The sequence below is a fragment of the Nonomuraea sp. NPDC005983 genome (genome assembly GCF_040614375.1).
GTDB lineage: Bacteria > Actinomycetota > Actinomycetes > Streptosporangiales > Streptosporangiaceae > Nonomuraea.
In genome coordinates this window covers 1-21486 of the sequence record NZ_JBEXUP010000071.1, presented here as the reverse complement: position 1 = coordinate 21486, position 21486 = coordinate 1, and the positions used below count along the sequence as shown (strand labels likewise).

General features: G+C 71.6%; 27 protein-coding genes and 1 pseudogene. 21 read left to right on the top strand and 7 right to left on the bottom strand.

Features of this window, described 5'->3' with window-relative positions; translation table 11 throughout:
* Positions 1-3 precede the first annotated feature (3 nt).
* Genes ABZ297_RS27665 through ABZ297_RS27655 form a run of 3 tightly spaced genes read right to left on the bottom strand, consistent with a single transcriptional unit; the run spans position 4 to position 2530 of the window.
* On the bottom strand, positions 4-1149 hold the full coding sequence (locus ABZ297_RS27665; protein ID WP_355351561.1) for a thiolase family protein: 1146 nt from the start codon (positions 1147-1149) through the stop codon (positions 4-6).
* The gene (locus tag ABZ297_RS27660) at positions 1146-1775 is read right to left on the bottom strand and encodes a 3-oxoacid CoA-transferase subunit B (protein ID WP_355351559.1); all 630 of its coding nucleotides are present in this window, start codon (positions 1773-1775) and stop codon (positions 1146-1148) included. The genes ABZ297_RS27665 and ABZ297_RS27660 overlap by 4 nt, the downstream gene beginning before the upstream one ends.
* Positions 1772-2530, bottom strand: coding sequence for a CoA transferase subunit A (locus tag ABZ297_RS27655; RefSeq protein WP_355351557.1), 759 nt, complete (start codon positions 2528-2530; stop codon positions 1772-1774). Before ABZ297_RS27655 ends, ABZ297_RS27660 begins: the two co-directional genes overlap by 4 nt.
* Before the next feature lie 73 nt (positions 2531-2603).
* Between ABZ297_RS27655 and ABZ297_RS27650 the strand changes: the two genes are divergently transcribed.
* The 14 genes and pseudogenes from ABZ297_RS27650 (at position 2604) to ABZ297_RS27585 (ending at position 12170) form a co-directional block, all read left to right on the top strand.
* Complete coding sequence (locus tag ABZ297_RS27650) at positions 2604-4085, top strand: IclR family transcriptional regulator C-terminal domain-containing protein (protein WP_355351555.1); 1482 nt, start codon at positions 2604-2606, stop codon at positions 4083-4085.
* A gap of 160 nt (positions 4086-4245) precedes the next feature.
* Positions 4246-4737 (top strand): annotated as a pseudogene (locus tag ABZ297_RS27645) (CNNM domain-containing protein); the annotation flags it as partial.
* Positions 4738-4981: 244 nt separating this feature from the next.
* A complete protein-coding gene (gene tatA, locus ABZ297_RS27640; protein ID WP_355351553.1) occupies positions 4982-5275 on the top strand; it encodes a Sec-independent protein translocase subunit TatA in 294 nt (97 codons plus the stop codon).
* A gap of 81 nt (positions 5276-5356) precedes the next feature.
* Positions 5357-5710, top strand: coding sequence for a metalloregulator ArsR/SmtB family transcription factor (locus tag ABZ297_RS27635; protein ID WP_355351551.1), 354 nt, complete (start codon positions 5357-5359; stop codon positions 5708-5710).
* Positions 5694-5996: a cation-transporting P-type ATPase gene (locus tag ABZ297_RS27630; RefSeq protein WP_355351549.1), complete on the top strand. Its 303-nt coding sequence runs from the start codon at positions 5694-5696 to the stop codon at positions 5994-5996. The genes ABZ297_RS27635 and ABZ297_RS27630 overlap by 17 nt, the downstream gene beginning before the upstream one ends.
* Positions 5891-6154 (top strand): hypothetical protein, encoded by a 264-nt coding sequence (locus ABZ297_RS27625; protein ID WP_355351611.1) that lies wholly within the window; start codon positions 5891-5893, stop codon positions 6152-6154. Before ABZ297_RS27630 ends, ABZ297_RS27625 begins: the two co-directional genes overlap by 106 nt.
* A gap of 89 nt (positions 6155-6243) precedes the next feature.
* Complete coding sequence (locus tag ABZ297_RS27620; RefSeq protein ID WP_355351547.1) at positions 6244-6390, top strand: hypothetical protein; 147 nt, start codon at positions 6244-6246, stop codon at positions 6388-6390.
* Positions 6387-6473: a hypothetical protein gene (locus tag ABZ297_RS27615; protein ID WP_355351605.1), complete on the top strand. Its 87-nt coding sequence runs from the start codon at positions 6387-6389 to the stop codon at positions 6471-6473. The genes ABZ297_RS27620 and ABZ297_RS27615 overlap by 4 nt, the downstream gene beginning before the upstream one ends.
* Positions 6474-6497: 24 nt before the next feature.
* The gene (locus tag ABZ297_RS27610; protein WP_355351545.1) at positions 6498-8123 is read left to right on the top strand and encodes a PHP domain-containing protein; all 1626 of its coding nucleotides are present in this window, start codon (positions 6498-6500) and stop codon (positions 8121-8123) included.
* Positions 8120-8815, top strand: coding sequence for an alpha-L-fucosidase (locus ABZ297_RS27605; protein WP_355351543.1), 696 nt, complete (start codon positions 8120-8122; stop codon positions 8813-8815). Before ABZ297_RS27610 ends, ABZ297_RS27605 begins: the two co-directional genes overlap by 4 nt.
* Positions 8816-8940: 125 nt before the next feature.
* Positions 8941-9747: an endonuclease/exonuclease/phosphatase family protein gene (locus ABZ297_RS27600; protein WP_355351541.1), complete on the top strand. Its 807-nt coding sequence runs from the start codon at positions 8941-8943 to the stop codon at positions 9745-9747.
* Between the two features lie 140 nt (positions 9748-9887).
* Positions 9888-10019: a hypothetical protein gene (locus ABZ297_RS27595; RefSeq protein WP_355351539.1), complete on the top strand. Its 132-nt coding sequence runs from the start codon at positions 9888-9890 to the stop codon at positions 10017-10019.
* Between the two features lie 278 nt (positions 10020-10297).
* On the top strand, positions 10298-11215 hold the full coding sequence (locus ABZ297_RS27590) for an NAD(P)H-binding protein (RefSeq protein ID WP_355351537.1): 918 nt from the start codon (positions 10298-10300) through the stop codon (positions 11213-11215).
* 133 nt (positions 11216-11348) lie between these two features.
* Positions 11349-12170 (top strand): SAM-dependent methyltransferase, encoded by an 822-nt coding sequence (locus ABZ297_RS27585; protein WP_355351535.1) that lies wholly within the window; start codon positions 11349-11351, stop codon positions 12168-12170.
* 5 nt (positions 12171-12175) lie between these two features.
* On the opposite strand, the gene ABZ297_RS27580 is transcribed toward ABZ297_RS27585, so the two are convergent.
* Positions 12176-12997, bottom strand: a complete 822-nt coding sequence (locus ABZ297_RS27580; protein WP_355351533.1) for a helix-turn-helix transcriptional regulator — start codon at positions 12995-12997, stop codon at positions 12176-12178.
* A gap of 305 nt (positions 12998-13302) precedes the next feature.
* Positions 13303-13713: a RidA family protein gene (locus ABZ297_RS27575; RefSeq protein ID WP_355351531.1), complete on the bottom strand. Its 411-nt coding sequence runs from the start codon at positions 13711-13713 to the stop codon at positions 13303-13305.
* A gap of 216 nt (positions 13714-13929) precedes the next feature.
* On the opposite strand from ABZ297_RS27575, the gene ABZ297_RS27570 reads away from it, so the two are divergent.
* The 7 genes from ABZ297_RS27570 (at position 13930) to ABZ297_RS27540 (ending at position 19566) form a co-directional block, all read left to right on the top strand.
* Positions 13930-14979, top strand: a complete 1050-nt coding sequence (locus ABZ297_RS27570) for a hypothetical protein (RefSeq protein WP_355351529.1) — start codon at positions 13930-13932, stop codon at positions 14977-14979.
* Between the two features lie 8 nt (positions 14980-14987).
* Complete coding sequence (locus ABZ297_RS27565) at positions 14988-15521, top strand: sigma-70 family RNA polymerase sigma factor (RefSeq protein WP_355351527.1); 534 nt, start codon at positions 14988-14990, stop codon at positions 15519-15521.
* Entirely contained in the window at positions 15518-15988 is a 471-nt protein-coding gene (locus ABZ297_RS27560; protein WP_355351525.1) for a hypothetical protein, read from the top strand. The genes ABZ297_RS27565 and ABZ297_RS27560 overlap by 4 nt, the downstream gene beginning before the upstream one ends.
* A 40-nt stretch (positions 15989-16028) precedes the next feature.
* Positions 16029-16586: an MFS transporter gene (locus ABZ297_RS27555; RefSeq protein ID WP_355351523.1), complete on the top strand. Its 558-nt coding sequence runs from the start codon at positions 16029-16031 to the stop codon at positions 16584-16586.
* Positions 16587-16742: 156 nt separating this feature from the next.
* A complete protein-coding gene (locus ABZ297_RS27550; RefSeq protein ID WP_355351521.1) occupies positions 16743-17777 on the top strand; it encodes an ABC transporter substrate-binding protein in 1035 nt (344 codons plus the stop codon).
* Entirely contained in the window at positions 17777-18775 is a 999-nt protein-coding gene (locus ABZ297_RS27545; protein ID WP_355351519.1) for an iron ABC transporter permease, read from the top strand. The genes ABZ297_RS27550 and ABZ297_RS27545 overlap by 1 nt, the downstream gene beginning before the upstream one ends.
* On the top strand, positions 18772-19566 hold the full coding sequence (locus ABZ297_RS27540) for an ABC transporter ATP-binding protein (protein WP_355351517.1): 795 nt from the start codon (positions 18772-18774) through the stop codon (positions 19564-19566). The genes ABZ297_RS27545 and ABZ297_RS27540 overlap by 4 nt, the downstream gene beginning before the upstream one ends.
* Positions 19567-19617: 51 nt before the next feature.
* Here ABZ297_RS27540 and ABZ297_RS27535 read toward each other — a convergent pair whose 3' ends face one another.
* Positions 19618-20427 (bottom strand): class I SAM-dependent methyltransferase, encoded by an 810-nt coding sequence (locus ABZ297_RS27535; protein WP_355351515.1) that lies wholly within the window; start codon positions 20425-20427, stop codon positions 19618-19620.
* Between the two features lie 203 nt (positions 20428-20630).
* Positions 20631-21164 carry a hypothetical protein gene (locus ABZ297_RS27530; RefSeq protein WP_355351513.1) on the bottom strand — a complete coding sequence of 178 codons (534 nt, stop codon included), beginning with the start codon at positions 21162-21164 and terminating at the stop codon, positions 20631-20633.
* Positions 21165-21486 lie beyond the last annotated feature (322 nt).

Below are 21486 nucleotides of genomic sequence, written 5' to 3'. Positions count from 1 at the left end.
GGTTCACCTTTCGAGGACGATGGCCAGGCCCTGGCCGACGCCGATGCAGAGGGACGCCAGACCGGTGCCGGAACCGGCCACGGCCAGCTGGTGGGCGACGGCGCCGGTGATCCGGGCTCCCGAGGCGCCGAGGGGATGCCCGAGGGCGATGGCCCCGCCGTGCCGGTTGACGATCGCGGGGTCGAGGCCGGGAAGCTCGGCCAGGCAGCCCAGCGCCTGGGCGGCGAAGGCCTCGTTCAGCTCGACGGTGCTCAGCTCGCCCAGGCCCTTGCCCGCTCGGGCCAGCGCCCTGGTGATCGCCTCGACCGGGCCGAGGCCGAAGTAGCGGGGTTCGAGCGCGCTGACCGCGGACGTGACGACCCTGGCGAGCGGCTCCCGGCCGCGCAGCCCGTCCTCGTCGGTCAGGAGGAGGGCCGCCGCGCCGTCGCTGAGCGGTGAGGAGTTCCCGGCGGTGACCGTGCCGCCGGGCCGGAAGGCCGGTTTGAGGCGGGCGAGCGCCTCCAGTGAGGTGTCGTCGCGGATGCCCTCGTCACGGGTGACGCCGGCGATCGGGACGAGTTCGCGCTCGACGTCCGCCTCGGCCGCCTTCCGGTGACTGGCCAGCGCGAAGCCGTCCTGCGCCGCCCGGCTGACGGAGTGGCGTTCGGCGATCAGCTCGGCGCCCTCGCCGAGCGCGATCGTGTGCTCGACCGGCATCTTCGGGTTCACCAGCCGCCAGCCGAGCGTGGTGGAGACCAGCTCGCCGCCGCCGGCGGGGAAGGCGCGCTCCGGCTTGGGCAGCACCCACGGCGCGCGGGTCATCGACTCCACGCCGCCGGCGATCACGACCGACGCGTCGCCCAGGGCGATCGCCCGGTACGCCTGGATGACGGCCTCCATGCCCGAGCCGCACAGGCGGTTCACCGTCACGCCCGGCGTGCTCAGGGGCAGCCCGGCCAGCAGCGCGGCCATGCGGGCGACGTTGCGGTTCTCCTCGCCGGCGCCGTTGGCGTTGCCGAGGATCACCTCGTCGGCGTGCTCCTGGCCGTTGCGCTCGGCGAGCGCCCTGATGACGTGCGCGGCGAGGTCGTCGGGGCGGAGGCCCGCCAACGCGCCGCCGTACCGCCCGAACGGGGTGCGGACGGCGTCCAGGACGTAGACGGCTCTCATGCGATGACCTCCGCTCCGGTACGGCTGCGCAGCTCGGCGAGTTCGACTCCCCGCGCGGTCTCCACCAGCTTCAGCCCGTGGCCGGTGACGTCGAGAACGGCCAGATCGGTGACGATCCGGTCGACGCACGCGCGCCCGGTGAGCGGCAGCGAACACTCCTGGACGATCTTCGGCGAGCCGTCCCTGGCCGTATGATCCATGATTACGATGACCCTTCCCGCGCCGTGGACGAGGTCCATCGCCCCGCCCATGCCCCTGACGAGCCTGCCGGGAACCATCCAGTTGGCCAGGTCGCCGCGGGCCGACACCTGCATCGCGCCCAGCAGGGCGACGTCGATGTGGCCGCCGCGGATCATCCCGAACGACAGCGCGGAGTCGAAGAACGACGCGCCCGGCAGCACGGTCACCGTCTCCTTGCCCGCGTTGATGAGGTCGGGGTCGACCTGGTCCGCGTCCGGGTAGGGCCCGACGCCCAGGATGCCGTTCTCCGAGTGCACGGTCACGGCCACGCCCGGCGGCAGGAACGACGGGACGCGGGTGGGCAGCCCGATGCCGAGGTTGACGTAGTCGCCGTCGCGCAGCTCGGCGGCCGCCCGGGCGACCACCTCGTCCCGGGTCCAGCTCATGCCACGGTCCTGTTCTCGATGCGCTTGTCGGCGGCCTGTTCCGGGGTGAGCGGGACGACCCGCTGGACGAAGACGCCGGGCAGGTGGATCTCGTCGGTGCCGAGGGCGCCGGGCTCGACCAGCTCCTCCACCTCAGCGATGGTGATTTTTCCCGCCATAGCGGCGAGCGGGTTGAAATTTCGGGCAGCCTTGGCGAAGACCAGGTTGCCCAGCCGGTCGCCCTTGGCCGCGCGGACCAGCGCGAAGTCGGTGGTGATGCCGCGCTCCAGCACGTACCGCCTGCCGTCGAACTCGCGCACCTCCTTCGGCGGCGAGGCCACCGCGACCGAGCCGTCGGGAGCGTGCCGCAGCGGCAGCCCGCCCTCGGCGACCGGCGTGCCGACTCCCGCCGGGGTGTAGAAGGCGGGGATGCCGCAGCCGCCGGCGCGCAGCCGCTCGGCCAGGCTGCCCTGCGGGGTCAGCTCCACTTCGAGCTCCCCGGCCAGGTACTGCCGGGCGAACTCCTTGTTGTTGCCGATGTAGGAGGCGGTCACCCGGGCGATGCGACGGGCGGCCAGCAGGACGCCGAGGCCGCCTCCGTCGACGCCGCAGTTGTTGGACACGACGCCGATGCCGCGCACGCCGATGTCGTAGAGGGCTTGGATCAGCACGTTCGGGATGCCGCTGAGGCCGAAGCCGCCGACCGCGAACGTCGCGCCGTCCCGCACCCCGGCCAGGGCCTCCCCAGCGTTGGTGATCACCTTGTCTGTCCGCACGAGGCTCCGATGTGTTCGCTAGGTGAACTATTTTTCGCTATCGTGCCGTCGAGTATCCGTATCGGAGGTGCCGATGTCCAGCCCCGAAGAGCCGGCCGGAGCGCTGGAGCGCGGGCTGGCCGTCGTCCGCGTGCTGTCCGCCGAGCCGCCGTACCGGCCTCGACGCCTGCGCGCCACGGACCTGGTCCGGCTCACCGGCCTCGCCAGGTCCACGGTCGACCGGATCGTGGCGACCCTCGTCCACCTCGGCTACCTTCGGGCCGAGGACCGCGAGGTGCTGCTCGCCCCGCCGCTGATGGAACTGGGCGAGGCGTACCTGGCCTGCTCCGGGCTCCCCGCGGCGCTCGCCTCCCACGCCGGACGGCTCGCGGTGGAGCTGGACGAGTCGACCTCCCTCGCCGTCCTCGACCAGAGCGGGGCCCGGTTCGTCAGCCGGTTCACCCGGCGGCGCACGCTGTCGGTGGTCTTCCGGGTCGGCGACCTGCTTCCGGCCGACCGGTGCGCCGCGGGCCTGGCCCTCCTCGATCCGAGCAGGCCATGGGCGGAAGACGACCAGCTCGTCGAGCCCGGCCTGGTGGCGGTCGCCGTCCCGGTGCGCGACCCGGCGGGCGCGGTCGTCTGCGCGCTCAGCGTCGTCAGCCACACCAGCAGGCACACCGTCTCCACCCTGCGTGAGCGCGCGCTGCCCGCCATGCGCGCCACGGTCGCCGAGATGGAGGCCGCCCTGGCTCGCGCGCAGAGCTGCGGTCCGCCTGACACGGCGGGCGTGGACGACTCCCTGGCCGCCAAGCGGGAACTGGGCGCGGGCTTCCTGCAGTCGCTGGCGCGCGGGCTCGCCGTCCTGGTGAGCCTCGGCACGGCGCGCGGCGGCCTGACCCTGGCGTCCGCCGCCAAGGTCACCGGCCTGCCGCGCGCCACCGTCCGGCGCGCCCTCCTGGTGCTGGAGCGGCTCGGATACGCGGCCGCCGACGACGGCAGGTTCGTCCTCCTGCCCAGGGTGCTCGAACTGGGGTACGCGCCTGTGTCGGCGAGGAGCTTCGGCGAGGTCGTCCAGCCTCACCTGGCCGACCTGGTGGCCAGGGTGAACGAGTCGGCCTCGGTCGCGGTGCTCTCCGGCGACGAGGTCGTCTACGTGGCACGCGTGCCCACGGTCAGCATCATGAGCGTCACCATCGGCATCGGCACGCGCTTCCCCGCGTACGCGACCTCGATGGGCCGGGCGCTCCTGGCCGACCTGCCCGAGGAGCGCCTGGCCGGGATCGTCCCGCAGCCGCTGACCCCGTACACGGTCGGCTCAGCGGCCGAGCTGGCGGCGGCCGTGCGCCAGGCGGCGGTGGACGGCTACGCCCTGGTCGACCAGGAGCTGGAGGAGGGGGTGCGATCCATCGCCGTTCCCGTCCGCGATCGCGACGGGCGGGCCGTCGCGGCGGTGAACGTGGCCACGCACGCCGGCCGCGGCACCCCCGCCGAGCTCGTCCGCGACGTCCTGCCCGCGCTTCTCGAGGCCGCCGCGCGCATGGAAGCGGACCTGGCGCACGTCCGCGTCACCCCGTAGGGACGAGAGCCGGTGGGGCCGCCCGCCCCGGAAGGCCGTGAGGTCCGTCCTGTCTGCCGTCGGCCGTCCCGGGCCGAGCATTAATCAAAGACTTGCGCAGTTGAGCAATTATGGGCCAGGCTGTGTCGCAACTTTGTCTTCTCTGTGGAGGAATCCGTTCGTGGATGGTTATTGGGTGCAGCTCGCCCTCGTGGCGGTGCTGGTCGTGATCAACGCGATCTTCGCGGGCAGCGAGCTCGCGCTGGTCACTCTGCGGGAGGGCCAGTTGCGCCGCCTGGAGCAGCAGGGCGCCGGGGGACGGGTCCTCGCCCGGCTGGCTCGTGACCCGAACCGCTTCCTGGCCACCATCCAGATCGGCATCACCCTGGCGGGCTTCCTGGCCTCGGCCACCGCGGCGGTCACCCTGTCGGAACCGCTGGCGCCGCTGCTGGGCTTCCTCGGAGGCGCCGCGTCCCCCGTCGCGATCATCCTGGTGACGCTGGCGCTGACGTTCGTGACGCTGGTGTTCGGCGAGCTGGCGCCCAAGCGGGTGGCCATGCAGCGCGCGGAGACCTGGGCTCTGCTGGTCGCCCGCCCGCTCAGCCTGCTGTCCAGCCTGTCACGCCCGGTCATCTGGGTCCTGGGCAAGTCGACCGACGTCGCCGTCCGCCTGATCGCCGACGGCGCCGGGCGACTCCGTGACGGTCGGCGCCTGGCGCATCGAGATCACCGGGATCGACCGCCACGCGATCACGCAGGTCCGCCTCCACCCTGTCGCCACCGAAACGGCCGTCTCACCGTCGGCGGACCCCGGTGACTGACGGCGGCCAGGCCGGGCGAAGCCCCGGCGAGAAAGCTCCGTCATGTGCCGTAACCTGGCACTATTACCTCGAAGCACGTGCGGGAAGGACAGGCTGATGGGATCTCTCAGCCCGACACACTGGCTGATCGTGGCGATCGCCGCCGTTCTGCTGTTCGGCGCGAAGAAGCTGCCTGACACCGCCCGTTCGGTGGGCCGCTCGCTGCGCATCTTCAAGGCCGAGGTCACCCAGGCGGGCCACGACGGCGAGCAGCAGCCGCTCGCCGCCCCCACCCCGTCGACCCTCACCCCGTCGGCCATGGAAGAGCAGGCCAGGCAGCTGGAGGAGCAGGCCGCGCGGCTGCGCGCCCAGGCCGCCGCGGAAGGCAAGGACAAGCCCGCCGCCGGCTGACGGCGGGCAGGCGCGCAGCCTATCCAGACCGCGCACCTAGACTGGGCGCCTGCCAGACCGGGCGGACGGAAGAGAGCGGCTGTGGCGACGAGCGGTTTCGACGATCCTCCCCCCGCGGTGCTGGCCGAGGCGGCGGCCGCGTTCGGGATGCTCGCCTCGCCGCCGCGGCTGCACATCGTCTGGGCGCTGGCGCAGGGCGAGAGCGACGTGAGCGGGCTGGCCGAGCGGGTCGGCGGCGCCTTGCCCGCGATCAGCCAGCACCTGGCGAAGCTCAAGCTCGCCGGTTTCGTGCGCTCCCGCCGTGAAGGGCGCCGGGTGGTCTATCTGGTCGACAACCAGGACGTCGTGGCCACCGTCCAGTGGCTGGTGGGGCAGCTGGCCGAACGCGCCGGCCATCCGGTAGCGGCACGACGCGCCCGTGGTCTGGGCGCCTGAAGCGCCGGCAGCCGCCTCCCTGAAGGCGCGGCCCGATCGCCTGGCCGACGTCGCCGAACTCGCCAGGCTCGAGGTGCTGCGACGGCTGGGAAGCGCCCCGCGCGGGCTCGTCGAATCGCAGGCCGAGGAGCGCCTGCTGCTGCACGGCGAGAACACGATCATCGCCCGGCGCCCGCCCTCGTGGCCGCGACGGCTGGCGCGCATCCGCTGCGGGTGGCGGCGGGCGCGCTGGCGGCCATCGGCGTGCTGCTGCCGCCCTCGCCGGCGGCCGGCGCGCTCGGCCTGACCGTGCTGCCGGTCACGTACTACGTGCTGCTCACCGTGGTGGCCGCGCTGTACGGCGGGGCCTTGCTGGCGCTCACCCACTGGACGGATCGGCGCACGAACCTCGACCTTTCGCCGGTCCGAGTCACGCCCGCGCTCAGTCCGGCCGGGCGACCGTGACGAGGACCGCGATCGGCGCCGCCACGCACGCCGCGACCCGGCCTCGCTGCCCGAAGGCGGCGACCTTTCAACCGGCTACGGTCAACGGCGTGCGGCGGACCATCACGCTGGAGATCGTAAACCTCGCCCGGCGAAAGGTTCACGTGCAGATCAGCGGTGACCCGCTCAATGTTCACCCGGGCCAACCCGAAGTCGTCACGATCTCCTGTGAGGATGCCACGGCTGGTACGACCTGACGGTCACCTGCCCCGACGACCCCCTCTTCCTGCGCCGGCTCGCGGGTCACATCGAGAACGGCGCGCCCAGCGTCTCCGGATGAAGTACTCCAGAAAGGCATGTCCCCATGTGCCACAGTCATGATCACTCCCACGATCTCCCGGAGGGGACGGCCGCGTTCGCGGACCTGTCCGTGCCGGAGAGTGAGCTGCCCCCCACTGACGTCAGCCGGCGCCGCTTCCTGCTGAACAGCGGCCTGCTCGGCGCCGCGACTGTCGGCGTGACCGCCCTGGGCGGCCTGGCCGCGGCGCGTCCCGCGGCCGCCACCAGCGGCGGCTCGCGCGGCCACCAGTGGCTTGCCGGTGATCACCACGTCCACACGCAGTACAGCTACGACGGCATGTACACCATCGAGCAGCAGGCCGCCGGCGCCATCAAGCACGGCCGCCTGGACTGGCTGGTCATCACCGACCACGGGCACGCCGCACACGAGAAGTTCGCGGTCGAGTCCACCTACGCCGACATCGTCGCCTCCCGCGCCAGGCACCCGGAGCTGCTGCTGTGGCAGGGCCTGGAGTGGAACGTCCCCAGCGGCGAGCACGCCACGGTGTTCTTCGACGGCGCCCGCGACGAGGTCCAGCTGCTGCGCGCGTTCGAGCGGCTCTTCGACTCGCGGATCAACGGCACCGGCGCGAGCACCCCGGCCAACGAGGCGAAGGCGCTGGAGGCGCTCGGCTGGCTCGACACCGCCCTGCGCACCGGGTCGGCGAACTCCGCGCTGTTCCTGATCAACCACGTGATGCGGCGCGGCCGCTTCTCCCCGCGCGACCTGCGAGCCTTCCGCGACGCCGCCCCGCACATCGCGGTCGGTATGGAGGGCGCGCCCGGCGCCCAGAACGAGCCCCGGGCCCGCGGCGACTACAACAACACCGCCGACGCCAACTCCTGGACCGGCTGGCGGCCGGAGCACTACCCGACCTACGGCGGCTTCGACTCGATGACCGGCATCCTGGGCGGCATGTGGGACTCGATGCTCGCCGAGGGCAAGGGCTGGTGGATCACCACCAACTCCGACGGCCACTTCTACCACAACGACACGATCATTGAGCCCCAGCGGCCCGGCGACTGGTACGACCAGCACGGCAAATACCCGGACCCGATCGACGGCGGCGTCCCGCAGCGGCATGCCGACTTCTGGCCCGGCCAGTTCAGCCGGACCGTCGTCGGTGCGACCTCGCGCAGCCACGGCGCGGTCATGGAGGCTCTCAGGGCCGGCCGCGTCTGGGTGTCGATGGGCGGTCTCATCGACGGCCTGCACGTTGACGCGCACGCCCCCGGCAACGCGCCGGTCACCCTCGGCGGCCGGCTATCGGTGCGACGAGGCGACGACGTCACCGTCACCATCTCCGTCGACCTGGCCGGCCGCCCCAACGCCAACGACGAGGTACCCAGGCTGGCCCGCCTGGACCTGATCCGCGGCGCGGTCACGGGTCCCGCCACCGACCCCGACACCTTCACCGCCCCGGACGTGCGCGTCGTCGAGTCGTTCACGCCGAACGGCAGGGCCAGGGTCGCCGAGTTCCACTACAGGTTCCGTGACGTTCGCGAGCCGTTCTACTTCCGGCTGCGCGGTACCGACGGCAAGCGCAGCGCCGCCGGAGGCCTTGAGCCGGCCGCCGACACGGGCCCCAACGAGAACCCGTGGAACGACCTCTGGTGCTACACCAACCCGATCTTCGTAGAGGTGGCGTGAATGCCAGGCCGGTTCCCGCCTGGTTCACCGACGCCAAGCTCGGCATCTTCCTCCATGGGGGCGCGTGTTCGGTGCCCGCCTGGGCCGAGCCCGTCGGCGAACTGGGAGCCATCGACCGCCGCGGCCCGCACCGCGATCTGATCGCCGACCTCGCCACCGCCACCCGGGCCCGGGGGCTGCGTTTCGGCGTCTACTACTCAGGCGGGCTCGACTGGTACGCGAGCCGCTGGGCCGTCTGGTCAACGACCGTTGGGATGGCGCGCTACTGCCGGGGTGTCAGCTTCTCCTTCGGCTACAACCGCAACGAGGGCCCAGAGCACTTGCTGGATCCAGCAGGCGCGGTTCGCCTGCTGGTGGGCGTCGTCTCGCGCGGTGGCAACCCGCTGCTCAACATCGGCCCGAAGGCCGACGGCACGTTGCCCGGCGAGCAATATGCCGTCCTGGAAGGTGTCGCATTCTGGATGGCCCACCACGCTTCCGCTGTGCACGCGACCCGGCCGATGGAGCCGGGGCCGTGCCGGACGGAGTCCTGGTCACCTCAGCCGAGCTCGGCACACAACTGCCCGCCGTGCTCCGATTCGTCCTCACGACATAGTCGAGCTGCGGACAAGCGACTGCGGGCGTTCCCACGCGCCCGCTGGCGCGCAGCCTGTGGGCGGTCACGCAACCGATGCTGCTGGGCCTATGGTTGAGGACATCGTCATGGGTGATCCGTATGGTTACATGGCCATTCATGATGGGACACGCGATGCTTGCGGTGGGAATCGGCCTCGCGGCCATAGCTCCCGCCGCCCCACAGGCATCTCCGCTCTCCGTGATGACCTGGAATGTCTGCGCCGGCACCAACCCATACTGCTCCTTCTACCGCAGGAGCGTACAAGATCTGGCGTGGAACATCGGCCGGTACGCCCTCACGGGGCCGATCAAGCCCGACGTGATCTTCCTGCAGGAGTTCTGCACGGGCGCTGCCGGGGCGCTGGAGCTCTGGCTGGAAAAGCAGACCGGCCGGATGTGGACCGTCCAGTCGTGGGGCCTCACCTCGAACGACGGCACCCCCTATGCGTGCCATCCCGACCACCAGGGCGGCTCGCGTGGCGTCCAAAGCGTCACCGTTGCGGTGGCCGACCACGCGGCCACTTTCCAGACATACCCGCTGACCTCGCCGCCGTGGTATGTGAAGCGCAGCGCGCTCTGCGCGACAATCTCCGCCAAGCGGGTCAAGGTCTGTGGCACCCACCTGTCGGCCGGACTGCCCAATGACGACCGGCAGCCGGGCGCGCCGTACCGGAAACAGCAGATCAGGGAGTTGATGGCGGCTGCAGCGCAACCCGGCTACCGGGCCGTCTTCGGCGGGGATCTCAACGTCGCGCCGCCGGACAGCGACTACGGCAGCGCCGCAGGCCGCCGGGCCATCGTCCCCGCCTACAAGGCGTATGACGAATGCGACCAGCGTGGCGGCCGCCGTACGGGACGGTGGACACACACCAGTACCCGCGAAGACGGCAGCGTGACGAAGAAGCTCGACTACCTGTTCGCCCCCAAGGGCAGCGTACGGCAGTGCCACGTCGAGCAGCGGACATCCACCTCCGACCACATGCCGCTCTACGTCAAGGTGGCGCTGTAGGGCTCAGTAGTCACCACATCCGAAAAGGCTCGCTGCCCCCCAAACCCTCCGCTCTGGCCAGAACCTCACTCCCCGGGAAACGATCACGCTACTTTGGGATAGTCGGGCGTGCCGCCGGTGGGCGGCGTAACGTCACGATGGTGACGCCCACGCTGCTGCGCGAGCGCCTGGCCGCCGCCGGACCCGGCGCCGACGTCGTCCTCACCCCGGTCCAGGAAGAGGCGTACCAGGCCACGGCGGACCGCCTCAACGCGATGTGGCCCGGCCGCTGATTTGACGCCTGGTCGCCGACGCCCGGTCCCCGATGTCCGGCCGCTGACCCGACGCCTGGCCGCCGACGTTCGTCCGGCCGTGGCCGGTAGCGCGGCGGTAGCCGGCGAGGCGCCGGCGGCCCCGGACTCCTGGCGCAGGCCGGCCTCGGGTCGCGACACGGCTGCCATCCGGGTCGTTCGTCCCGCTCAGGCCTATGCTGGCAGGAGTCCTGCGGCCGGGGGAGGACGTTCGTCCAGGACGCCGCCGGCCGTCCCGGTGTTCGCGACGGGAGATGCCGATGTCCGCTGAGCAACCGATTCTGGTGACCGGCGCCGCGGGGAGCGTCGGAGCCGTCGGCCGGACGGTGGTCGAGAACCTCCGCAGGCGGAACCTGCCGGTCCGCGCCCTGGTCCATCGCGAGGACGACCGGGCTGAGGCGCTGCGCGCCACGGGTGCGGAGGTCGTCGTCGGCGATCTCACGCTCGCGGCGGACGTCGCCGGGGCGATGGCCGGCTGCGACCGCATGTACTTCGGCATGAGCGTGTCGTCGCAGTACCTGGAGGCGGCCGTCACGGCGGCCGCGGTCGCGCGCGACCACGGGCATCTGGACGCGTTCGTCAACATATCGCAGATGACGGTGGCCCAGATGGACCTGACCAGCACGTCAGAGTCCATCCAGCAGCGGGCGCACTGGCTCGCCGAACAGGTTCTCAACTGGTCGGGCCTCCCCGTCATCCACGTCAGGCCCACCGTGTTCATGGAGAATCCGCTCTTCCAGAAGTTCGCCTTCGCCTCGATCGTGAAGGACGGCACGATTCGGCTGCCGTTCGGCTCCGGGCGCACCTCTCCGATCGCGGCCCGGGACGTCGCCGAGGTCGTCACGGAGATCCTGGCGAACCCGTCCCCGCACATCGGCCGCACCTACCATCTGACCGGCCCGGCCGCCCGCGACCTGCACGCCATGGCCGTGGCGCTCTCCGTGGTGCTGGGCCGGCCCGTCACCTACGTGGACGTGCCCTACGAGCAATGGGTCGACCGGGACCTGGCCGCGCTGGGGCTTCCGGATCATCTCTTCGAGCATCTCGCGACGATGGCGCGCCTCCATGCGCAGAACCGCTACGACCGCGTGTCGCACGACGTCGAGACGATCACCGGAAGGCCGGCGTCGAGCCTGGAAGAGTACGTCAAGGACAATCCCCAGCTTTTCGGAGAGTGACCCCGGCGTCGATGACCTTGCGGCATTCGTCATGAAACATCCGCTGGATCCCGATTTGCGGTGCGATAGCAAAGGAAAGACCGGGACGCTAAGTTTGAAGATCAGCGAATGCGACATATGAGGAGAAGCTTTCGTGGCGGACGAGTCACTCCTGCCTGACCGGGCAATTCCCCCAAGAATCGACACCACCCGGCCCCATCAAGCCCGGGTGTGGAATTATTGGCTGGGCGGAAAGGACAACTACCCGGTCGACCGCGAGCTTGCCGGGCAGCTCCGGCACGTCTACCCAGGTATGGAGGACATCGCCCGTCACGCTCGGGCGTTCCTGGGGCGTGCCGTCCGGCACCTGGCCGCGGACGCGGGCATCCGGCAGTTCCTCGACATCGGCACCGGATTGCCGACCGTCGACAACACCCACGAGGTCGCCCAGCGGGTGGACCCGAGCTGCCGCATCGTCTACGTGGACAACGACCCCCTGGTGCTGGTGCATGCCCAGGCGCTGCTCACCAGTCACCCCCAGGGCGCCTGCGACTACATCGAGGCGGACGTCCGCGACCCCGACACCATCCTGAACCTGGCGGCCAAGACGCTGGACCTCTCCCGCCCCACCGCGCTCATGCTGCTCGGCGTGATGGGCACCGTCCTCGACGACGATCAGGCACACGCGCTGGTGCGGAACCTGCTGGACGCGCTGCCGCCAGGCAGCTACCTGATCTTCGAGGACGGCACGAACAGCGTCAAACCCGACGCGGCCGCACAGGCCGAGCGACTCCGCGACGAGGGGAAGGTGTACTCCTATCGCCTGCGCAGCCCCGAGGAGATCGCCCGGTTCTTCGACGGCCTTGAACTGGTGGCCCCAGGCGTCGTCTCGGTCTCCCGATGGCGGGTGGAAGCCGAGCTCTTCGGCGTCCCTGACGAGGTGGACGCCTTCGGTGGCGTCGCCCGCAAGCGGTAGTAGCCCTACAGCGTGCCGGCGATCTCGCGGAGGATCGCCGGGGTGGCGGCCGACGGCTGCGCGTGGAGGCCCAGCTGGTTCAGCAGGTGCTGGTAGGGGAGGGCGTCTGACTCCTTGGTGACGTAATGCGCGCCGGCGATCTGTTCGAGATAGACCACATCGTGCAGGTCGGCCTCGGAGAAGCGAAGGATGGTCACCGGTCCGACGCCCCCGACGTCGCCGCCAGAACCGAACGGCAGCACCTGGAGGGTGACGTGGGGCAGCGCGGCCATCTGGTGAAGGTGCTCGAGCTGGGCACGCATCGTCGCGCCGCCCCCGACCTGACGGCGCAGCGCCGCCTCGTCCATCACCACCCAGAGCCTGTGCGGCGCGGGTGACGTCAGGATCTGCTGGCGGTGCATCCGGACCGCGACGCGGCGCTCGATCTGCTCGGCGGGCGCGCCCTCGTGGCCTTGTGCGATGACCGCGCGGGCATACTCCGGCGTCTGCAACAGCCCGGGGACGTACTGGATCTCGTAGGTGCGGATCAGGGCCGCGTCCTGCTCCAGCCCGAGGTAGGGCTCGAACCAGTCGGGTATCACGTCGCGGTAGTTCTGCCACCAGCCGTGCGCGTTGGCCTGCTCGGCCAGGAGGAGCACAGCTGCGCGTTCGGCTTCGTCCACGCCGTACAGGGTGAGGAGGTCGGCCACGTCGCGTGGCTTGAAGCCGGTGCGCCCCAGCTCCAAACGGGTGATCTTGGAGTGCGAGCCCCGGATGACGTATCCCGCTGCTTCGCGGGTGATCCCTCGTGACTCGCGCAGCCGGCGCAACTGCGCGCCGACCAGCATCCGTAGCGCTGTCGGCCCGGGCTGACGGGACTCCCCACCAGGGATATCGGTCAGACCGCCTATACCGCGAGAACTCGGCATACACGCTCCTATATCGGCAAATCGCCATTGACTGGCCGTCGGACAATCCTGGCACGCGTGCCAGGCCAGCCACCATATTCCCTATTAGCCAGAGATTTGCTGCCTATTCGCGGATGCCAGGTTATTGCGAATTCATGCGCGAAATGGGGGAGTAGCGTGCACGCAGGAACCGGCCCGGAAGCACCGCGCTGCCGCCAGGTCCTGCGGCGCTGCCGGGCGGGCGGTCAGCGGCGCGGCACCGCGGCCACGCCCTCGATCTCCACTGCCAGCTCGGGGGCGGCCAGCGCGGCCACCACGGCGAGGGAGTGGGCCGGCCAGTCGCCGTCCGGGTACCACCTGGCGAACACCTCGGTCCGGGCGACGCGGCAGCCGTCGAGGTGCTCGGTGCCCGCGACCAGCGTCAACAGCTTCACCAGGTGCCCGGGCTCGGCGCCGAGGGATGCGAGCAGCGTCTCGATGTTGGCGAAGGCCTGCCGCGTCTGCGACTCCGCGTCCGGGCCGGCGAGCGTGCCGTCGTCCAGCGCTCCGACCTGGCCGGAGATGAACACCAGCTCGTGGTCGGCGGGCACGCCGGCCAGGTGGCTGTACTGGCCGATCGGCGGTGCGAGGCCGGCGGGGCTCCAACGGCGGACCATGAAATCTCTCCTTCGCCTGACGATGTGACGACCCGGGAGCACACGTCAGGCCGTCGAGGCCCGGCTGCTTCCTCCCGTCTCCGCAGGATTTCAGATGATCGAAAGAATGCTTCAATCCGCTGCACCGGGCCGACGGTGGCGGAAGTCGGCGAGGTGTGCGCGGAGGGTCGGCGGTGGCGGAAGGCGGCGGCTGCCCGCCGCAGAAAGGTGTGGGCCGTGGACCGCCGCGAGCAGAGCCTGGCCGACCTCGGCGGATTCCAGGGCGGCGACCCGGCCCGCTACTACCTCGACGGCCGCTACCGCAGCAGCCCCGCCCCTTCGCAGGCCCGCTCCTGGGGGCTGAAGGTCGCGCTGGACGACCTGCGCGGCGTGGTCCAGGCCGCCGCGGACCACGGCCGCCGCAAGGTGGTCCTCGGCGGCCACTCCTGGGGGGCGACGACCGCGCTGGCGTACGCGGCCTGGGACTTCGCCGGCCGCCCCGGCTACCAGGACCTGTCCGGGCTGCTGCTGATCGACGGCGGCGTGCACGGCGCGTTCGCGGGCGAGGGCGGGACGATCCACAACTCGCCCGCGGAGGTCCGCGCCCGGCTCGCCGCGATCGAGGAGGGCGAGCCGTTCGACGACTACCTGTCGCAGGGGAAGGGGTTCGGCACCCGGCCCGAGCAGGCGGCCATCTGGTACCAGCTCGTCGCCTGGTACGCCCATCGGTACCCGCACGCGCCGTCGGTCCTGGCGGACCGGCTCCCGGAGAAGCTGCGCCCCTCCCGGCCCGTCACCAACGCGGGCCTGCTCGGCTGGCTGGTGCAGGCCGCGCCGGGCACCGCGCCGCAACTGGCGGTCGTGTCCGGACGGCTCGGCGAGGATGGGGACGATGATGGGGACTGGGTGGACGACGGGATGACGCCGCTGTCGCGGGTCGCCGAGGCGATGGCCGGTCCCGAGCCGGGCACGTTCGAGTGGTACTGGCCGCAGCGGCTGAGCCTCGACCTGGACGCCGTCGACCCGTACGCCGACACCGAGTCCGCCAAGCTGCTCGGCCTGCGGCTGTGGCACGCCCGCCGCGTCAACGTGCCGCTGTACGCCTTCGAGAGCGGCCTGGACAAGGGCACGGAGCTGACGGCGGCCCGCTGGGTCGTCAAGCACTCCCGCATCCCCCGGGCCACCTACGCGGGCGATCACGCCATGAAGCACCTCGACCCGCTCTTCGCCGGCCCGGGGCGCAACGAGCTGACCCGCACGCTCGTCCCGTTCCTGCGCGGACTGTAATGGTGCGCATGTCAACGCTTCCGGCGGGGGCGGCGGAGCACGTCGACCCCGCCCGCCTCCCCACGCTGGTGCGCGCCGCCCAGCGTGGCGACGCGCTGGCCATGCAGGAGCTGCTCGCCGCCCTCACCCCGTACGTGGGGCGGCTGGCCGGCCCCATCGCGCTCGACGACGGCCAGGACGCCGCGCAGGAGGCCCTCATCGTCATCTTCACCAGCCTGCGGCAGCTGAAGGAGCCGGCCGCGCTGTTCGGCTGGGCGCGGGCCATCACGGTCCGCGAGGCCGTACGGGTGGCCCGCAAGGCGAGCCGTGCCAGGCCCGCCGAGCTCGACGACGTCCCCGACCGAGGCGACCCGCAGCTGTCGGCCGACGTCCGGGACGTGCTGGAGAGGCTCACGCCGGAACACCGGGCCGTGCTGACCCTGCGTGACCTGGAAGGCCTGGACGAGCAGGCCATCGGCGAGCTGCTGGCCCTGCCCGCGGGCACCGTCAAGTCCAGGCTGTTCCGGGCGCGGCGCAGCTTCAGAAAGGAGTGGGATCGATGACCTGGCCCGTCGCGGAACTCGACAACGTGGCACGGCTGAGAATCCTCGCCGCCGCCCAGCCCAGCGCCCTGTTCGCCGAGGAGGTCGTGGACGCCCCCTTCGACGCGGTGTGGGCCGTGGCGGCGGACCTGGAGCGCGAACTGCCCGTCCTGCTGCCGGACGTCCGGTCGATGCGGATCACCGCGGCCGACGGGGAACGTCTGGAAGGCCACGCGCGCGGGTACGGCGGGGTTCGGGCCCGCTTCGACATCGTGCTGCGCCCGGGGTGGTGCGTCATGCAGAGCCGGTTCCTGCTCGGTGGGATGGCGGCCGTTCCCGACGGCGGCCGGACCCGCTTCGCCTTCCTCGGGGGCTTCCGCTTTCCCGGCATGCGGCTCCTGGCCCCGGCCGTGGAGCCGCTCGTCCGCGGCTACGGCCCGCTGGTGATCCGCAGGCTCCGCGACCGCCTAACCGGCCCGGGGAGGTGATCGCGGGGGCCGCCGGATCCCGTGCGATGATGTCCGGGTCATGCTGGCGGCCCCCCTGCTTCGTCTCGCCCGCGCCGCGGCCTTCGCCACGGTGTGCGTCGCGCTGGGCGCGCTCGCCCATGTGTTCGCCGGGGGCACGGTCAGCGCCGAGACGGCCACCTGGGGGCTGGGGCTGTCGCTGCTCGCGGCGCTGCCGGCGACCCGGCGGGAACGCGGCCTCCCCGTGATCCTCCCGCTGCTGGCGGCTGTGCAGGCGGGGATGCACGTGATCTTCGCCGCCGTCGACGCCACCCCTCCCGGAGAGGCCGTCGTCCAGCACCTCCACTGCGCGGTGCCCGATTTCGGGATGACGGTCCTGCACGGCGCGGCCGTGACGTTGACCGCCGTCTGGCTGGCCAAGGGCGAGGCGGGCGCGTGGGCGATCCTGCGCCTGCTCGGCGCCCGCGTCATCCGCCTGCTCATCGCCTGGCCGGAGCCCGAACCCGCGGCCGGACACCACCCCGTCCCAGTCTTTCCCGACGTCCTTCGGCTGCGGTCCGCGATGCTGCGGGCCGCGGTCAGCCGCCGGGGCCCGCCCGCGGTCGTTTCCTCCCTCTGATTCCCGGTCCCCGACCGGAACCTCCGAGTCCAGGTCCAAGACCGGACCTTCTGGTTCCCGGTCCGCGACCGGGCGTTCTGATTCCCGGTCTCTGACCGGACGGAAACGACCACTGGCATCGGCGCGCCCTTCCGGCGTGCCGCGAAAGGACCTCCTGTGCGCTTCTCGCATGCGCTCCCCCTGCTCGCCGCGCTCTGCCTGCCGGCGACGGCGTGCGCGGCCCCCTCGGCCTCGTCGGCCCCGACTGCTTCGGCGGCCGGACGTCCGGCCCCCGGCTATCCCGTCACGATCGCCAACTGCGGCCACTCCTACACCTTCGACCGGGCGCCCAGCCGTACCGTCCTGATGAGCGGCGGCGCGGTGGGGCAGGTCTCCGCGCTGATTGCGCTCGGTGTGGAAGGCCGGATCGTCGCCAACGCCCAGTCCTACGGCGCCTCGGACGTGCCCGGCCGGGCGGAGGCGATCGAGCGGCTCCCCAAAGTGAAGATCAACAAGGGCAGCTACGACATCTCCCGCGAAAGCATGCTCTCGCTGCGCCCGGACTTCGTCATCGGCACGACCGGCTTCGACTTCGACGCCCAGAACGGCTACGCCACCCGGCAGGAGCTGCTCGGAATCGGCGCCAACACCTGGCTCCCCGACTCCACCTGCGGCGGCCCCGGCACCATCAAGGGCACCCAGACCATCGACGACAGCTACGAGATGCTGCGCGAGCTGGGCAGGGTGTACGGCGTGTCCGGCCGGGCCGAAGAGCTGATCGCGCGCTCGCGCGAGCGCATCGAGCAGATCGCGGCCAAGGTCAAGGACGGGCCGAGGCCGAAGGTCATGTACGTCATCCCGGGCATGGAGATGGGCGCCGCCGAGTTCAGCTCGATCGGCGCCAACGGCATGTGGAACGACATCTTCGCCAAGGCCGGAGGCGTCAACGCGTTCGCCGGGGTCACCGACGCCGTCTTCGCCAACCTCAGCAAGGAGCAGGTGGCCAGGACCGACGTCGACGCCGTCGTGCTCATCAACTGGCGCAACCCGGACCCCGACGGCGAGGCCAGGAAGCTCTTCGCCCAGTTCCCGCACTGGCGGGCGGCCAGAGACAACCGGTACGTGGTGCTCTCAGACTCCGCCTATCTCGGCCCCGACAACGCCATCGCCGTGGAACGGATCGCCAAGATGCTCCACCCGGAGAAGTTCTGATGCTGCGCCGCATTCCCCTGACCGTCTGCCTGGTCGCGCTCGCCGCGGCGCTGGTGGCAGGCATGCTCGTCGCGATCGGTGTCGGGTCCGTCAACATCCCGCTCGCCGAGACCTGGGACATCGTGACGGGCCGGCCGGGAGACCCGGTCAACGCCAAGATCATTTGGGAGTACCGGATTCCCCGGGTGCTCCTCGCGGCGCTCGCCGGAGCGGGCCTGTCCGTCGCCGGCGCCGTCCTGCAGGCGCTGGTGACCAACCCGCTCGCCGACCCGTACGTCCTCGGCGTCTCCTCCGGAGCCTCCGCCGGCGCGGTGCTCGTCATGACGCTGGGGTCGGCGGCCGCCGGCGGCCTCGGCGTCTCCTCGGCCGCGTTCGCCGGAGCGATGCTCGCCGCCCTCGTCGTGTTCGCCCTCGGCCAGCGGCGCGGCCGGCTCACGCCCACGCGGCTGGTGCTGTCGGGCGTGGCGGTGGGCTACGTGCTGCTCGCCGCCACCAGCTACCTGCAGCTCCAGGCCGACCCCGAGGAGCTGCGGAAGGTGATGTTCTGGATGCTCGGCAGCGTCGCCGGCGCGCAGTGGGGCCATCTCCCCGCGGTCGCCGTGGCCGTGCTCGCCTGCACGGCGGGCCTGGTGCTGTACGGGCGGCGGCTCAACGCCCTGATCACCGGCGAGGAGCCGGCCACGGCCCTCGGCGTGGACGTCCGGCGCGCCCGAGTCGGCCTGCTGGTCGTCTCCTCGCTGCTGACCGGCACCGTCGTCGCCGTCGCGGGCGGCATCGGGTTCGTCGGGCTGATGGTTCCCCACCTGGTGCGGATGGCCTTCGGCACCGACCACCGCCGGCTGCTGCCGCTGGCCACGCTCGTCGGGGCGCTCTACATGGTGCTGGTCGACCTGCTGTCGCGGACCGTGGACCGTCCGGCCGAGCTGCCCCTGGGCATCTTCACGGCGGTGTTCGGCGCCCCGTTCTTCGTCTGGCTCCTGCGCAGGGAGGAACGATGAGACTGCGCGTCGACAACGTCAGCGTCGCGCTCGGCGGGGTGCCCGTCCTGCACGACGTCTGCCTCGTGGCGGAGCCGGGGCAGGTCGTCGGCCTCGTCGGGCCCAACGGCAGCGGCAAGTCCACGCTGCTGCGCACGGTCTACCGCTCGCTGCGCCCCGGCTCGGGAACCGTGCGGCTGGGGGAGCGGGACGTGTGGGCCTGGTCGTCGCGGGAGGCCGCGCGCCGCATCGCGGCGGTGCTCCAGGACGACACCACACCGGCGGGCATGACCGTCGCCGAGGTGGTCGAGCTCGGACGCACCCCGCACCACGCGCTGTTCACCCGCCACGCCCCCGGCGACGAGGCGGCCGTGCGGGAGGCGATGGCGCGGGCCAGGGTGTCCGCCATGGCGGAGCGCGCCTTCGGCTCGCTGTCGGGCGGCGAGCGCCAGCGCGTCCTGCTGGCCCGCGCGCTCGCCCAGGAACCGCGGCTGCTCGTCCTGGACGAACCCACCAACCACCTCGACATCCAGGCCCGGTTCGAGCTCCTGGACCTCATCAGGGAACTCGGGACCACCACGCTCGTCGTCATGCACGAGCTCGACCTGGCCGCCCGCGTGTGCGACTCGCTCGTCGTCCTGCACGGCGGGCGGGTCGCGGCGGCGGCGCCCGCGCTCGACGCCCTGACGCCGGACGTGCTGCGCCACGTCTTCGGCGTGCGCGCCCGCGCGGCGCGTGACCCGGACGGGATCGTCCGGCTCACCTACGCCGCCCAGCCCCTGGCGGGCGTCCCGGTAGCCGGGACGCGGTGACGGATGTGCGGGCGGCGCGAGAGCCCCGCCGCCCGCACGGGCGGGAGACCGTCAGAACTCGAGCCGGTAGTAGACCGACATCCGCCGCAGGAAGGGCAGGAGCCTGGCTGCCCGGACCAGCGTCCGGTAGCCGGCTCCCAGCTCGTCGTAGCCGTCGATGTCGAGGGCGCCCACCGCGCTCGCGCACCGCAGGCCGGGCGCGATCGACTCCAGGTCCGAGCAGCCGTCGACGCCCCAGCGCAGCGTGGCGCCCGCCGCCCGGACGATTTTGTTGATCTTCTGCAGCTTGATGCCGCGCGTGCTGAACGCGTCGAAGATGAACTGGCCGTGCGGAAAGCGGTCCACGATCCGCCGGAACAGCGCCCTGCCGTCGGCTTCCTCCAGGTACATGGTCAGGCCCTCGGCCACGACCAGGACAGGCAGGCCGGTGGGCACGTCCTCCAGCCACGCGGGATCGGTGACGGACGAGGCGATCATCTGGTAGCCGTCGCGCGGCGGGTAGAGCTGCCGCCTGAGGTCGATCACGTCGGGGTAGTCGACGTCGAACCAGCGCACGCCGGGGCCCGGGGCGACGCGGTAGACCCTGCTGTCGAGGCCGCAGCCGAGGTGCAGCACGGTGGCCGCGGGGTGACTCGCCAGGAATTCGCGGGTCCAGGAGTCGAGGTGCCTGCCGCGGAGCGCGAAGGTGACGTGGTCGCCGCGCCGCACCCCGGTGGCGGCGGCGTCGAAGTCGAGCTGCTCGACCGCGTCCAGCGCCATCGTGTCGTTGAGCAGCGGCCTCGGCGACCGGGCGTCCAGAGCCCTGCCGTACAGGGTGGCGAGCATGGTGGCCCGCTCGCCGGTGAGGCGAACCTTCGGCATGCACGCCACGTTACGCCCACCGGACCGGCGCGAACCGCCCGGCCCAGGTGGCCACCGCGACGAGCCGGGTGCGGGTGCTCCTATGCCCGGCAGGGCAGGTCAGGGCGCGGTTGAAGCCGGCGCCGAGGGTGGCCGGCCACGGCGGCCCCGCCGAGAGGCGACGGCGGGGCCGACGGGCCTCACCGTCGCCCGGAGGGGGAGTTCTAGTTGACGCAGTCCTGGCCGTTCACCGTCAGCACGATCTCGTAGATCTTGTCGTGTGACAGGAGGAAGGAGTAGTGGGCCTTCGGGTTGCCCGGAACCCCGACTATGGGGAACCCGCTCGCGCTCTGCTCCAGCTTGGGATAGGCGGCCTTCAGCTGCGCGTGGGTGGAGCCGATTCCGATGCCCTCAGGGGTCTTGACGCCCTTGGGTGCGAAGATCACGGCCACGCCGAGCTTCTTGGAGATGTACAGCCCCACGTTGTCCTTGCCGGTCGGGTGGTCCTTGAGGTCCCAGCCGGAGCACCCGGGCGCCCTTCCGGGGGCGGACTTGGACACGATCTTCCCGGTCGTCTTGGCCTTGGCGGCGGACATTCCCAGCTTCACGCTCCCGTACCCGAACGGCCCCAGCGTGACCTTGCGGTGCGCGGCGGGCGCCGCGAGCGCGGCGGGTGCGACGCCGACCAGCACCACCCCTCCAGCCAGCGCCGCGACCAGCGCCGAACGACCGATTCGCAGGGCAGTCGACTGCTTCATGGTGATCCCTCCACGATCTTCTGAGTCCTACCCTGGTTTGAGTGCCGGTCGGGCGCAGAGGTTCGGCCACGGCGGGTGTTTCGGAGCCCTTATCCGCCTGCCACAGGTGACGCGGGCGCGGAGCAGGCAGAACTCGTTGCCCCGAGTTCGGTGATCCGGCATGCCATGCGGCCACGTTAACGGTCGCGGCGCGGGGGAGAGACAACGGTGGTCAAAGTGAAGGCGGTGCTCAGCGAGAAGAGTCGCGTCCGGCACTCAAACCAGGGTAGGACTCAGAAGATCGTGGAGGGATCACCATGAAGCAGTCGACTGCCCTGCGAAT